Annotated in this window: 11 protein-coding genes; 5 read left to right on the forward strand and 6 right to left on the reverse strand. The window is 56.5% G+C overall.

Annotated elements, in window-relative coordinates; translation table 11 throughout:
• Positions 1–2 precede the first annotated feature (2 nt).
• The 3 genes from argD to ppiA form a co-directional block, all read right to left on the reverse strand.
• The gene (gene argD, locus HMPREF0201_RS19660) at positions 3–1,223 is read right to left on the reverse strand and encodes a bifunctional acetylornithine/succinyldiaminopimelate transaminase (RefSeq protein ID WP_016538492.1); all 1,221 of its coding nucleotides are present in this window, start codon (positions 1,221–1,223) and stop codon (positions 3–5) included.
• An 89-nt stretch (positions 1,224–1,312) separates the two neighbouring features.
• Positions 1,313–1,876 carry an aminodeoxychorismate synthase component II gene (locus HMPREF0201_RS19665; RefSeq protein WP_016538493.1) on the reverse strand — a complete coding sequence of 188 codons (564 nt, stop codon included), beginning with the start codon at positions 1,874–1,876 and terminating at the stop codon, positions 1,313–1,315.
• 118 nt (positions 1,877–1,994) lie between these two features.
• A complete protein-coding gene (ppiA, locus tag HMPREF0201_RS19670; protein WP_016538494.1) occupies positions 1,995–2,567 on the reverse strand; it encodes a peptidylprolyl isomerase A in 573 nt (190 codons plus the stop codon).
• Between the two features lie 280 nt (positions 2,568–2,847).
• On the opposite strand from ppiA, the gene tsgA reads away from it, so the two are divergent.
• Positions 2,848–4,032 carry an MFS transporter TsgA gene (gene tsgA, locus HMPREF0201_RS19675; RefSeq protein WP_016538495.1) on the forward strand — a complete coding sequence of 395 codons (1,185 nt, stop codon included), beginning with the start codon at positions 2,848–2,850 and terminating at the stop codon, positions 4,030–4,032.
• 24 nt (positions 4,033–4,056) lie between these two features.
• Here the strand turns inward: tsgA and HMPREF0201_RS19680 are convergent, their stop codons facing one another.
• Positions 4,057–5,355: a cytosine deaminase gene (locus tag HMPREF0201_RS19680; protein WP_016538496.1), complete on the reverse strand. Its 1,299-nt coding sequence runs from the start codon at positions 5,353–5,355 to the stop codon at positions 4,057–4,059.
• A 227-nt stretch (positions 5,356–5,582) separates the two neighbouring features.
• On the opposite strand from HMPREF0201_RS19680, the gene nirB reads away from it, so the two are divergent.
• The 4 genes from nirB to cysG all read left to right on the forward strand — a co-directional run bounded on the left by nirB (position 5,583) and on the right by cysG (position 10,875).
• Positions 5,583–8,132: a nitrite reductase large subunit NirB gene (gene nirB, locus HMPREF0201_RS19685; RefSeq protein ID WP_039898895.1), complete on the forward strand. Its 2,550-nt coding sequence runs from the start codon at positions 5,583–5,585 to the stop codon at positions 8,130–8,132.
• The gene (gene nirD, locus HMPREF0201_RS19690) at positions 8,129–8,455 is read left to right on the forward strand and encodes a nitrite reductase small subunit NirD (protein WP_016538500.1); all 327 of its coding nucleotides are present in this window, start codon (positions 8,129–8,131) and stop codon (positions 8,453–8,455) included. Before nirB ends, nirD begins: the two co-directional genes overlap by 4 nt.
• 226 nt (positions 8,456–8,681) lie before the next feature.
• On the forward strand, positions 8,682–9,488 hold the full coding sequence (gene nirC / locus HMPREF0201_RS19695; protein WP_016538501.1) for a nitrite transporter NirC: 807 nt from the start codon (positions 8,682–8,684) through the stop codon (positions 9,486–9,488).
• A gap of 13 nt (positions 9,489–9,501) precedes the next feature.
• A complete protein-coding gene (gene cysG, locus HMPREF0201_RS19700; RefSeq protein WP_016538502.1) occupies positions 9,502–10,875 on the forward strand; it encodes a siroheme synthase CysG in 1,374 nt (457 codons plus the stop codon).
• 28 nt (positions 10,876–10,903) lie between these two features.
• Here cysG and HMPREF0201_RS19705 read toward each other — a convergent pair whose 3' ends face one another.
• Together HMPREF0201_RS19705 and HMPREF0201_RS19710 are read right to left on the reverse strand one after the other, a co-directional pair.
• Positions 10,904–11,995 (reverse strand): aminotransferase class V-fold PLP-dependent enzyme, encoded by a 1,092-nt coding sequence (locus HMPREF0201_RS19705; protein ID WP_039898897.1) that lies wholly within the window; start codon positions 11,993–11,995, stop codon positions 10,904–10,906.
• Positions 11,996–12,005: 10 nt separating this feature from the next.
• Entirely contained in the window at positions 12,006–13,310 is a 1,305-nt protein-coding gene (locus HMPREF0201_RS19710) for a YhfT family protein (RefSeq protein WP_016538504.1), read from the reverse strand.
• Position 13,311: the final 1 nt, after the last annotated feature.

The following is a 13,311-nucleotide window of genomic DNA, read 5'->3' on the forward strand; positions in this document are numbered from 1 at the left end:
ACTTAGCCTGCCACAACCCGGGCAACGGCTTTGGCAAAGCGCTGCATGCCTTCTTCAATATCCGCCTCTTCAACAATCAGCGACGGTGCGAAGCGCATGACGTCAGGCCCGGCATTCAGCACCATCACGCCTTCAGCCGCTCCCGCATAGAGAAACTCACGCGCGCGGCCTTTGTATTGCTCTTTCAGCTCTGCGCCAATCAGCAGCCCCATGCCGCGAATATCGCTAAACAGATCGAACTGGTCGTTAATCTTCTGCAACTGTTCAACGAACAGTTGGCGCTTCACCGCCACGCCTTGCAGAACTTCTGGCGTGTTGATGATGTCGAATGCCGCCCCGGCCACCGCACAGGCCAGCGGATTGCCGCCGTAGGTTGAACCGTGGCTGCCAACGTGGAACGCCGAGGCAATATCGTTGGTCGTGAGCATCGCGCTCACCGGGAATCCGCCGCCGAGCGCCTTGGCGCTGGTAAGAATATCCGGCGTCACGCCGTAGTTGATGTAGGCAAACAGCTCCCCGGTGCGGCCCATGCCGGACTGCACCTCGTCAAACACCAGCAGCGCCTGGTGCTCATCGCACAGCTCGCGCAGCCCCTTCAGAAACTCAGGCGTGGCCGCCGTTACGCCACCTTCGCCCTGAATAGGCTCAACCACTATCGCGCAGGTATGATCGTCGATGACCGCTTTCACCGCAGCGAGATCGTTATAAGGGACGTGGATAATATCGGCCGGTTTCGGGCCAAAACCATCGGAATACTTCGCCTGACCGCCAACCGACACGGTAAACAACGAGCGGCCATGGAAGGCGTTATAGAAGGCGATGATTTTGCTTTTGTACGGGCTATGGCGGGTGGAGGCGTAGTAGCGTGCCAGCTTGAACGCCGTTTCGTTAGCTTCCGTCCCGGAGTTCATAAACACCACGCGCTCGGCGAAAGTGGCGTCAATCAGCTTACGGGCGAGCTTCAGGGCGGGTTCATTGGTAAATACGTTGCTGGTGTGCCACAGCGTTTCGCCCTGGGTTTTCAGGGCATCCACCAGCGCCGGGTGGCAGTGGCCTAATGCGGTAACGGCGATGCCGCCGGCAAAATCAACGTACTCTTTGCCCGCGCTGTCCCACACGCGGCTGCCCTTCCCTTTCACGGGAATAAACTCTGCTGGTGCATAAATCGGCAGAATCACTTCATCGAAGGTAGCCCGCGTTACCGCTGATTGTTCAGTTGCCATTTATTCCCCACCCGTTTTTACGCGTCAATCATGAATGAAAATATAATCACGAAATATGCATAAAAAACCAAATACAGGCAAGCAGGAATTTACCCGTTGAGGAAATTTGCCAGCAGCGCATGCCCCTGTTCGCTGAGAATACTTTCCGGGTGGAACTGCACGCCCTCCAGCGCCAGAGAGCGATGACGGATCCCCATAATTTCCTGCTTATCCGTCCACGCGGTAATCTCAAAGCAGTCGGGCAGGGTTTCGGGGGCAATCAGCAGCGAGTGGTAGCGGGTCACGGTCAGGGGATTGTTCAGCCCGCGAAATACGCCGCTGCCGCTATGAGTAATCGCCGAGGTTTTACCGTGCATCACCTGTTCTGCGCGAACGATAGTCGCCCCAAAGGCCTGGGCAATAGCCTGATGGCCCAGGCAAACCCCCAGGATGGGCAGCTTCCCGGCGAAATGGTTGATCGCCGCCAGCGAAATACCGGCTTCATTTGGCGTGCAGGGGCCGGGGGAGATGACCAGCTTTTCCGGGGCCAGTTGCTCGATGTCCGCCAGGCTTATTTCGTCGTTACGCTTAACCACCACTTCCGCACCCAGCTCGCAAAAATACTGGTACAGGTTCCAGGTGAAGGAATCATAGTTGTCGATAAGCAGTAACATGGCGGCTCCGGTGCAAAAAAATAACCGCGCTATTCTAGACGCTTTCCGGCACGAAGCTCACAAAAATCTCGGATGCGAAAACGAAGGGTGGCGCGGGTTGAAAGCCCGCGCCGGATTCTTATGGCAGAACTTTCGCGGACAGAATGACGATAGGTTTGGACGGAACATTCTGGTACGGGCCAACGTCGTGAGTCGGCGCCTGGGAAATCTTATCGGCAACATCCATGCCCTTCACGATTTTACCGAATACGGCATAACCAAAGTCACGCTGGCCGTGGTCGAGGAAGGCGTTATCGGCAACGTTGAGGAAGAACTGGCTGGTCGCGCTGTCCTTGTCTGCGGTACGCGCCATAGAAATAGTGCCGCGGGTGTTGCGCAGGCCGTTGTCCGCTTCATTTTTGATAGGCGGGTTAGGCTGCTTCTGATTCATATCTTCGGTGAAACCGCCGCCCTGAACCATAAAGCCCGGGATAACGCGGTGGAAGATGGTGTTGTTATAAAAACCGCTGTTGACGTAGTCAACGAAGTTTTTCACCGAAACAGGTGCTTTTTGGCTATTTAACTCAAGCTCAATATTGCCAGCCGAGGTGGTCAACAGAACGTGCGGGTCGCCTTTTGCAGCCAGCGCGGCAGGGGAAAGCGCGGAGAGGGCGAATACAGCTGCAACGGCCGCCAGTGTTGATTTGAGCATGAACAATTCCTTACGAAGGCAGTGAGTGAAGCAAGTGGCTTGATTGTAAAGAGGCGCCGCTATCGACGCCAGCCATTTACGGTTTTTTACTTTTACGCAAATCAACAAGTTGCAGCGCTCCGGGGCTGAAACAGATTGAAATATGTGACGCACTTCATGAATCGATCAGTTTATTTCTGTAATAAATTCATAATTCATTTAAATAGATCACGCAAATGACTAAAATCTGCCCGTCCGCCGCGCTGTCAATGCGCTTTACACTTCCTTGCACAGGCTCGTTATGACTAACAGCAACCGAACCAAGCTTTTATGGATTAGCTTCTTCTCCTACGCCCTGACCGGTGCGTTGGTAATTGTCACCGGCATGGTGATGGGGAATATCGCAGAGTACTTCAATCTGCCAGTATCCAGCATGAGTAACACCTTCACCTTTTTGAACGCCGGGATCCTTATCTCCATCTTCCTGAACGCCTGGCTGATGGAAATCGTTCCGCTGAAAACCCAGCTGCGCTTCGGCTTCCTGCTGATGGTGCTGGCGGTTGCAGGTCTGATCTTTGGTCATAACCTCGCTATCTTCTCGGCCTCTATGTTCGTTCTGGGCCTGGTAAGCGGGATTACCATGTCCATCGGTACGTTCCTGATAACCCACATGTATGAAGGACGCCAGCGCGGTTCACGCCTGCTGTTTACCGACTCCTTCTTCAGCATGGCCGGGATGATCTTCCCGATGGTTGCCGCTATCCTGCTGGCCCGCAGCATTAACTGGTACTGGGTCTACGTCTGCATCGGCCTGGTGTACGTTGCCATCTTCCTGCTGACCCTGGGCTGCGAATTCCCGGCGCTCGGCAAACATGCAAAACAGGAAAACACCCAGGTTACCAAAGAGAAGTGGGGCATCGGCGTGCTGTTCCTGTCCATCGCCGCACTCTGCTACATCCTGGGCCAGCTGGGCTTTATCTCCTGGGTACCGGAATACGCCAAAGGCCTGGGCATGAGCATCAACGACGCCGGTAAACTGGTAAGCGACTTCTGGATGTCTTACATGTTCGGCATGTGGGCCTTCAGCTTCATCCTGCGCTTCTTCGACTTGCAGCGCATCCTGACGGTTCTGGCGGGTGCGGCTACCGTGCTGATGTACCTGTTCAACCACGGTGACCCGGCTCATCTGGCCTGGTTTATTCTGGCGCTTGGCTTCTTCTCCAGCGCGATTTATACCACCATCATTACCCTAGGCTCACAGCAGACCAAAGTTTCTTCGCCGAAACTGGTTAACTTTGTGCTGACCTGCGGCACCGTGGGCACCATGCTGACCTTTATCGTCACTGGCCCAATCGTTGCCCACAGCGGCCCTCTGGCCGCTCTGCATACCGCTAACGGTCTGTACGCTGTTGTCTTCGTCATGTGTCTGGTGCTTGGTTTCGTGACCAAACACCGTCGCCATGGCGCTGAGGCTGCCGCGCACTAATCGTCTTGCTGTTCCCCCTCTCCCTTAGCGGGGAGAGGGTCCTGCAAACCGAATTTCTTCTGCTTTATCACCCAGCATTATCTTCGTTTGAGCAGGCTGCGTAGTCGCAATGACCCGCCCGGCACGAATCGACCAGCGCACCGGCACCTGACGGCGCACCGCATCAAACCCGTTTTCAGCAGGCAGGATCACCAGATTCGCCGTGTTGCCCTCAGTAATACCGTAGTCCTCCACGCCAAAGGTTCGGGCGCTGTTATCGGTAATCAGCTTTAGTCCCTCATCAATCTGTCGGTAACCCATCAGCTGGCAAACGTGCAGCCCCATATGAAGAACCTGCAACATATTGGCGGTTCCCAGCGGATACCACGGGTCGAAGACATCGTCATGACCAAAGCATACGTTGATGCCCGCGCCCAGCATCTCCTTCACCCGCGTTACGCCCCGGCGTTTAGGGTAGTCATCAAAGCGCCCCTGCAAATGAATGTTGACCAGCGGGTTAGCGACAAAGTTAATCCCGGAAAGCTTCAGCAGGCGGAACAATCGTGAAGTATAGGCCCCGTTGTAGGAGTGCATTGCCGTGGTGTGGCTGGCGGTGACACGCGCACCAATGCCGTCACGATGGGCAAGAGCGGCGACCGTTTCTACAAAGCGCGACTGTTCGTCATCAATTTCATCGCAGTGAATATCCAGCCGACGATTGTATTTTTGCGCCAGGGCAAAGGCTTTATGCAGCGACTCAACGCCATATTCGCGGGTAAACTCGAAATGCGGGATAGCGCCCACAACGTCGGCACCAAGTTGCAGCGCTTCTTCCAGCAGAGCTTCACCGTTCGGATAAGAGAGAATGCCCTCCTGCGGGAACGCCACCAGCTGCAGCTCTACCCACGGGGCAACTTCCTGCTTCACTTCAAGCATCGCCTTCAATGCGGTCAGCGTCGGGTCAGAAACGTCCACATGGGTACGCACATACTGGATGCCGTTGGCAATCTGCCACTTCAGCGTTTGCCACGCCCGGTTTTTTACATCCTCATGGCTAAGCAGAGCCTTGCGCTCCGCCCAGCGCTCGATACCTTCGAATAAAGTGCCGGACTGGTTCCAGCTCGGCTGCCCGGCAGTTTGTGTGGTATCGAGGTGAATATGCGGCTCGACGAAAGGGGCAATGGCTAACCCGCCGTTACCGTCCAGAACCTGCCCGCCTTCTGGCAGGGCATCGCCCATCGGCGTGATGCCCCGAAATTTTCCGTCGGCAATCGACAACTGCCACAATCCTTCTCGCCCGGCCAGCCGCACATTCTGAATCACCTGTAGCGCCATCGTCTCCATAAGTCCTCTCTTCTTCGTGTCGCAGTTTGCTTCATAGCATACACCGCTTAACGGCGGCATCTTGCTTTATCTGGCGAAAAACCAGCCAATTCCATAACTTACAAAACCCCATCAAAATCAACCATATACCTATTAAGGGGTATATAAAGGCGTATTTGATTTGCATCAATAATCACCGTAGCTGAATCGTTAAGGTAGGCGGTAATAAAAAAGAAATTGAGGCAATTATGAGCAAAGTCAGAATCGCAGTTATCGGTAACGGCATGGTTGGCCATCGCTTTATCGAAGACTTACTTGATAAAGCCCAGCCCGACCAGTTCGATATCACCGTATTTTGTGAAGAGCCACGCAAAGCCTATGACCGCGTGCATCTCTCGTCTTATTTCTCCCATCATACTGCTGAAGAACTCTCGCTGGTCCGCGACGGCTATTACGAAAAACACGGCGTGAAAGTGCTGGTTGGCGAACGCGCCATTACCATCAACCGCCAGGAAAAGGTTATCCACTCCAATACCGGCCGCACGGTGTATTACGACAAGCTGGTCATGGCGACCGGCTCCTATCCGTGGATCCCGCCGATTAAAGGTTCTGAAACCCAGGACTGTTTCGTTTACCGCACCATCGAAGATCTTAACGCTATCGAGTCCTGCGCACGCCGCAGCAAACGCGGCGCGGTAGTCGGCGGCGGCCTGCTGGGCCTGGAAGCCGCAGGCGCGCTGAAAAACCTCGGCGTGGAAACCCACGTTATCGAATTTGCCCCAATGCTGATGGCCGAACAGCTTGACCGCATGGGCGGCGAGCAGCTGCGCAGCAAAATCGAACGTATGGGCGTTCGCGTACATACCGGCAAAAACACCCAGGAAATCGTGCAGCAGGGTAACGAAGCGCGTAAAACCATGCGCTTTGCCGACGGCAGCGATCTTGAAGTCGACTTTATCGTGTTCTCTACCGGCATTCGTCCTCAGGACAAGCTCGCGACCCAGTGCGGGCTTGAAACCGCCCAGCGCGGCGGTATCGTGATTAACGACAGCTGCCAGACCTCGGACCCGGATATTTACGCCATCGGCGAGTGCGCCAGCTGGCAAAACCGCGTTTTCGGTCTCGTCGCCCCCGGCTACAAAATGGCGCAGGTCACCGCGGACCATCTGCTCGGCACCGCAAATGCCTTCGAAGGCGCGGATATGAGCGCCAAGCTGAAGCTGCTCGGCGTTGACGTCGGCGGCATTGGCGACGCGCACGGCCGCACGCCAAACGCACGCAGCTATGTCTATCTGGACGAAAGCAAAGAAATCTACAAACGCCTGATCGTAAGCGAAGACAACAAAACCCTGCTCGGCGCGGTGCTGGTTGGCGATACCAGCGACTACGGCAACCTGCTGCAACTGGTGCTAAACGCCATTGAGCTGCCGGAAAATCCGGACTCGCTGATCCTCCCGGCCCACGCCAGCGGCGGCAAGCCTTCTATCGGCGTCGACAAACTGCCGGAAAGCGCGCAAATCTGCTCATGTTTTGACGTCACCAAAGGCGACCTGATCAAAGCTATCAATAAAGGCTGCCATACCGTTGCGGCGCTGAAAGCGGAAACCAAAGCCGGTACGGGCTGCGGCGGCTGTATTCCGCTGGTCACTCAGGTGCTGAACGCCGAGCTTGCTAAAGCCGGGATCGAAGTTAACAACAACCTTTGCGAACACTTTGCTTTCTCACGCCAGGAGCTGTATCACCTGATCCGCGTTGAAGGCATCAAATCCTTCGACCAGTTGCTTGAGAAGTACGGCAAGGGCTACGGGTGTGAAGTTTGCAAACCAACCGTTGGCTCGCTGCTGGCTTCCTGCTGGAATGAGTATGTGCTGGAGCCGGAGCTGACCCCGCTACAGGACACCAACGACAACTTCCTCGGCAACATTCAGAAAGACGGCACCTACTCGGTCATCCCGCGCTCCGCAGGCGGCGAAATTACCCCTGAAGGGCTGATGGAAGTGGGCCGTATCGCCCGCGAATATAACCTCTACACCAAAATAACCGGCTCTCAGCGCATCGGCCTGTTCGGCGCGCAAAAAGACGATCTGCCGGAAATCTGGCGTCAGCTGATTGAGGCTGGCTTTGAAACCGGCCACGCCTACGCAAAAGCGCTACGCATGGCGAAAACCTGCGTGGGCAGCACCTGGTGCCGCTATGGCGTGGGTGATAGCGTGGGCTTCGGCGTCGAGCTGGAAAACCGCTACAAAGGCATCCGCACGCCGCACAAAATGAAGTTTGGCGTTTCCGGCTGTACCCGCGAATGTGCGGAAGCCCAGGGCAAAGACGTCGGTATTATCGCCACCGAGAAAGGCTGGAACCTGTATGTTTGCGGTAACGGCGGCATGAAACCACGCCATGCGGACCTGCTGGCGGCCGACCTCGACCGCGAAACCATCATCAAGTATCTCGACCGCTTTATGATGTTCTACATCCGCACCGCGGACAAACTCACCCGTACCTCCGTCTGGCTGGAAAACCTTGAAGGCGGCATCGACTACCTGCGCAGCGTTATCATCGACGACAAGCTTGGCCTCAATGAGCATCTGGAAGCCGAACTGGCCCGGCTGCGTGAGAAAGTCATTTGCGAGTGGACCGAAACGGTCAATACGCCGCAGGCGCAGGTCCGCTTCAAGCACTTTATCAACAGCCCGCTGCGTGACCCGAATGTGCAGGTGGTGAGCGAGCGCGAACAACATCGTCCGGCTACGCCATACGAGCGTATCCCGGTCACTCTGGTAGAAGTGGAGGAACACGCATGAGCCAGTGGACAACCGTTTGTCAGCTAAACGACATCCTGCCCGCGACCGGCGTTTGCGCCCTGGTGGGCAATGCTCAGGTTGCGATTTTCCGCCCGCGCAAAGATGAGCAGGTGTACGCCATCAGCAATATCGACCCGTTCTTTGAAGCAAGCGTGCTTTCACGCGGGCTGATTGCCGAACACCAGGACGAGCTGTGGGTTGCCAGCCCGCTGAAAAAACAACACTTTCGCCTGCGCGACGGGCTTTGCCTGGAAGATGAAAGCCGCTCCGTACCGCACTATGAAGCCCGCGTGCAGGACGGATTGGTGCAGGTAAAAGCGTAATTCTTAAAACAACCCTCACCCTGCCCTCTCCCTGAGGGAGAGGGTATCGTCGGTATTCTCCCCTCGAACTGAGGGAGAGTGCCGAAAGTATTCCTCCCTCGGGAGAGAGGGAACCGATCGAGCAAAAATAGCGACGACGGTTTCCCCCTCTCCCTTTGGGAGAGGGTTGGGGTGAGGGCAATTCATTTTTACTTTTTCTTTTTTAACTTCATTTGGGATAACAAAAATGTTCACCGATACCATCAATAAGTGTGCGGCGAATGCCGCGCGTATTAACCGGCTCTCGCAGAGCAATCCTCTCGGTTTCTGGGTCAGTTCCGCCATGGCGGGGGCCTATGTCGGCCTCGGCATCATCCTGATATTTACCCTCGGTAACTTGCTCGACCCTTCCGTGCGGCCGCTGGTCATGGGTGCCACCTTCGGTATAGCCCTTACGCTGGTAATTATCGCCGGTTCAGAGCTGTTTACCGGCCACACCATGTTCCTGACCTTCGGCGTAAAAGCGGGCACTATTTCGCACGGGCGCATGTGGGCAATTCTGCCGCAGACCTGGCTTGGTAACCTGCTGGGTTCCGTTTTCGTTGCCCTGCTCTACAACTGGGGCGGCGGAAGCCTGCTGCCGGTTGATACCAGCCTCATTCATAGCGCGGCGCTGGCAAAAACCACCGCCCCGGCGATGGTGTTGTTCTTCAAAGGCGCGCTGTGTAACTGGCTGGTTTGCCTGGCTATCTGGATGGCAGTCCGTACCGAAGGCGCGGCGAAGTTTATCGCCATCTGGTGGTGCCTGCTGGCGTTTATCGCCTCCGGCTACGAGCACTCCATCGCCAATATGACGCTGTTTGCTCTCTCCTGGTTTGGCAACCATAGCGAGGCTTATACCCTGTCCGGTATCGGCCACAACCTGCTGTGGGTCACGCTGGGGAATACCCTTTCCGGCATAGTATTCATGGGTCTGGGTTATTGGTATGCTACGCCGAAAGCCGAGCGCCCGCAGCCTGAGCGCGTAAGCGCGCCGGAAACCGCCCGTAATTAATTGAGGATTGACCGTGGATCACCTGCCGATATTTTGTCAGTTACGTGGCCGTGCCTGCCTGCTGGTAGGCGGTGGCGACGTTGCTGAACGCAAAGCGCGTTTATTGCTGGAGGCAGGTGCGCGCATCACCGTTAACGCCCTTGAGTTCAGCCCACAGTTTAAAGCGTGGGCCGAACAGGACATGCTGACTCTGGCCGAAGGCGCATTCTCACCCACTCTGCTGGACGAGAGCTGGCTGGCCATCGCCGCCACCGATGACGATGCTGTAAACCAGCAGGTTAGCGACGCCGCAGAGGCTCGCCGAATCTTCTGCAACGTTGTCGATGCTCCAAAGCAGGCAAGCTTCATTATGCCTTCGATAATCGACCGTTCTCCGCTGATGGTCGCCGTCTCTTCCGGCGGCACCTCTCCGGTGCTGGCCCGACTGCTGCGTGAAAAGCTGGAAGCCACCCTGCCGCTGCATCTCGGCAAAATTGCCGCTTATGCGGGAACCCTGCGCGGGCGCGTAAAGCAAACCTTCGCCTCTATGGGCGAGCGCCGTCGCTTCTGGGAAAAGTTCTTCACCAACGACAGGCTGGCACAGTATCTGGCCAATGAAGACCAGCTTGCCGTTGAGAAAGAGACGGAAACGCTGTTTTCTACCCCGCTCGATCACCGCGGCGAAGTCGTGCTTGTCGGTGCCGGGCCTGGCGATGCGGGTTTACTGACTCTGAAAGGTTTGCAGCAGATCCAGCAGGCCGACGTAGTGGTTTACGACCGCCTGGTATCTGACGACATTATGAATCTGGTGCGCCGCGATGCAGATCGCGTATTCGTCGGTAAACGAGCGGGCTACCACTGCGTACCGCAGGAAGAGATTAACCAAATCCTGCTGCGCGAAGCGCAAAAAGGCAAACGTGTTGTGCGCCTGAAAGGCGGCGATCCGTTTATCTTCGGGCGCGGCGGCGAAGAGCTGGAAACCCTGTGCAACGGAGGGATCCCGTTCTCCGTGGTGCCGGGAATTACCGCAGCCTCGGGCTGCTCCGCTTACTCGGGCATCCCGCTGACCCACCGCGACTATGCGCAAAGCGTGCGCCTGGTCACCGGCCATTTAAAAACCGGCGGCGAACTGGACTGGGCCAACCTGGCTGCGGAAAAACAGACGCTGGTGTTCTATATGGGCCTCAATCAGGCCGCGACCATTCAGCAGCAGCTGATTGCTCATGGTATGGAAGAGAATATGCCGGTGGCGCTGGTAGAAAACGGCACTGCGGTAAATCAGCGTGTGGTAAGCGGCAGTCTGAACCAGCTCGGCGAGCTGGCGACCCAGGTTGGCAGCCCGGCGCTGATTATCGTCGGGCGCGTGGTTGCCCTGCGAGATAAGCTCAACTGGTTCTCAAATCACTAATGGAAAGGGAGGCTCTGGCCTCCCTTTTTTACTTTTCTACCGCCGCACAGCTTTCCCGTAAGATTCTTAGCACCGTCCCGGCACCGCTGCGGTTCGGGTTAATACGGATAGTCCGCTGCTCAAGGCTCGCGTCGGACTGCCGGAACGTGCCGGAAACGCGATAAAACAGCGGCGGGACTTCATATTTAGACTCGGCCCCAACCGGGTAAGGCAGCGCGCCAAGCTTGTGGGCCTCGGCCAATACCTGTTCGGCAATCGGCCGATGAAACTCAACCAGCAATACCTTCGACTGAGCGTTGGCGATAAGCGCCTGCTTCACCTGCGGTATTGCTCCTGCGTTGAGTGCCGCCGCCAGCTCATCGTTAACCTGGGCCTGAACCGCATGCATCACGGGTGCAAACACCAGCCCGCGCAGCACTTCCATTGCCTGGAACCCTTGCACCTGGCTGCCGCCGGAATACAGGCTGTGGCGCACGGCCTTCACCGCGCCCGCTTCGCCTACCACCACGCCAACGCCAGCCGGGCCAAACAGCTTGAAACTGGAGAAAGTTGAAAGCGTGGCTCCGCATTCGCAGCCGATTTTATCGACCTTCATCACCGCATAGTTATCGTCGGTAAGCGACGGCAAACCGAGACGGTTAAAACAGGCGATAACTTCAGCCAGATGATAAGCATCGTCGAGTTGCTGACGGGTATGCTGGACTAAAGCCACGACCGGGCGATGCGCAACGATGGATTTTTCCACCTTGCTTAGCTCATTAAAATCAGCCCGCACCAGCTCAAGCCCCATCTGTTCAGCAATCACCGCCGTTGTAGGATACAGAGGGGCATCATGCACCAGCAGCTTATCGCCCGCCTTTAACAACGCAGCCAGCCCGCTGCGAATTGCTCCGGTTCCCGCCCCCTGCACTAGCGCGGCAGCCGGTACAGAAAAGAAGTCCGCCAGCACCGCCTCAACCCGCCGGGTCATATGCGGCTGGTTAAGGCCGGTCGCCAGCCCAACATCGCCCAGGGTAAGGAAATCCTCCCCCGGAAAATGGCGGCAGATAATATCCACCAGGCGAAACTGTTTTAGCCGGGCCTGTTCCATGCTCAGGCTTTGCAATGGCGAGCTTTTCACGCTACCTCCCTCAGGCCGGGATAAACAGGCCGCAGAAGAACAGAATATTCAGCACGATGCCGGTTATCATCACCGCCACAACCGGCGCGGCCATTTTCTGCACCGGACGCCCCAGCGACTCGTTCAGGAAGTAGAGCGCCGTCGCGATGGTAAAGCCGGTATAACCCGCCATCTTAATGGCCGCAAAAATAGAGCCAATAAGCAGCGCCATTTCCATCAGCATATTCATGGCGTTACGGATATTGTCCGAAGCGTTACGCACCGAAGGATAGCGCCCCAGCCATTTCCCGATGGAGCGCAGCAACAGCACCTCGGCGGAGATAACCAGCGCCCCGACCACAAAAGCAATCAACGGGTTAGCAATCAGGTAACCAACGGCAAACACGAAGGTGAAGCCCGCCACCGCGTAAACGCCGGTCGCCAGCGCCGTGGTAGCAATCATCGGCACAAAGCCCAGCCCGCGCATAAATTCAGCCAAAGCGGCCTGGTCTATCAGGCTCTGGGACTGCGCAGGGTCGAGGCCAATTTTGTAGGCTTTCTCCAGCGTGAAGATAGACACCTCGCTACCGGCGAACAGCTTCATGCTGGCAACGGCGGCGATCAGTCCGCCAACGATGGCGATATATGGCAGATTTTTAATTATCCTGGAGGTTCGCTCCTCGAATACCGACTGCCCGTGAGCGTCATGCTCATTCTCGCCGCGAGAACGCAGATCCTGAACAATGGCGATAGCCAGCAGCATAATCATGCCGACGAAAATCTCGATAGACTCCGGGTTAAGCAGCGGGAAGAAACGCACCACCAGCACGCGGGTCAGCAGCACGACAACCGCCGCGAACAGGCTGTTCTTCCAGCCGAACTGATAAAAAATCGCCACCAGCGGGAAGAGAGCAAAAGCCGAAACAACCGGAGAACTTAGCTCGCCTAGCGAGCCGAGAACATCCACCGGCAGCGCGGTAAGCAGGTGGTTAACCGGCACCAGGCAGGTGAGGATCAGCACGCCCCAGATGGCCCCAAGCCCGAATGCCAGCAGGCTGTTAGCCGCCAACACGCCGAGAATATCTGTAGGCAGGAACAGCAGCCAGCTATTCAGCAGCCCGGTCTTCAGGGTGAACGAAATACCCACCGAAGCCACAAAGCCGATGCTCAGGCCAAAGGCGATGCTCCCCGCCTCGCGGCGGTTCATATTGCCTTCAATCAGCTGCGGCAGGATCGGACGAATACCGTCGTGAAATACCGCCGCAGAGCGATGCGCCAGCAGCGCCGTCATCCCGGTGAGCAAGGCAACAACTACAAGGTGAAGGTAAAATTCCATA

Origin of the sequence: Cedecea davisae DSM 4568 (assembly GCF_000412335.2) — a bacterium.
GTDB classification, from domain to species: Bacteria; Pseudomonadota; Gammaproteobacteria; order Enterobacterales; family Enterobacteriaceae; genus Cedecea; species Cedecea davisae.

What these genes read in the sequence shown, in the direction of transcription:
- argD (WP_016538492.1), bottom strand. Translation starts at nt 1,223, where the DNA reads ATGGCAACTGAACAATCAGCGGTAACGCGGGCTACCTTCGATGAAGTG.
- HMPREF0201_RS19665 (WP_016538493.1), bottom strand. Translation starts at nt 1,876, where the DNA reads ATGTTACTGCTTATCGACAACTATGATTCCTTCACCTGGAACCTGTAC.
- ppiA (WP_016538494.1), bottom strand. Translation starts at nt 2,567, where the DNA reads ATGCTCAAATCAACACTGGCGGCCGTTGCAGCTGTATTCGCCCTCTCC.
- tsgA (WP_016538495.1), top strand. Translation starts at nt 2,848, where the DNA reads ATGACTAACAGCAACCGAACCAAGCTTTTATGGATTAGCTTCTTCTCC.
- HMPREF0201_RS19680 (WP_016538496.1), bottom strand. Translation starts at nt 5,355, where the DNA reads ATGGAGACGATGGCGCTACAGGTGATTCAGAATGTGCGGCTGGCCGGG.
- nirB (WP_039898895.1), top strand. Translation starts at nt 5,583, where the DNA reads ATGAGCAAAGTCAGAATCGCAGTTATCGGTAACGGCATGGTTGGCCAT.
- nirD (WP_016538500.1), top strand. Translation starts at nt 8,129, where the DNA reads ATGAGCCAGTGGACAACCGTTTGTCAGCTAAACGACATCCTGCCCGCG.
- nirC (WP_016538501.1), top strand. Translation starts at nt 8,682, where the DNA reads ATGTTCACCGATACCATCAATAAGTGTGCGGCGAATGCCGCGCGTATT.
- HMPREF0201_RS19710 (WP_016538504.1), bottom strand. Translation starts at nt 13,310, where the DNA reads ATGGAATTTTACCTTCACCTTGTAGTTGTTGCCTTGCTCACCGGGATG.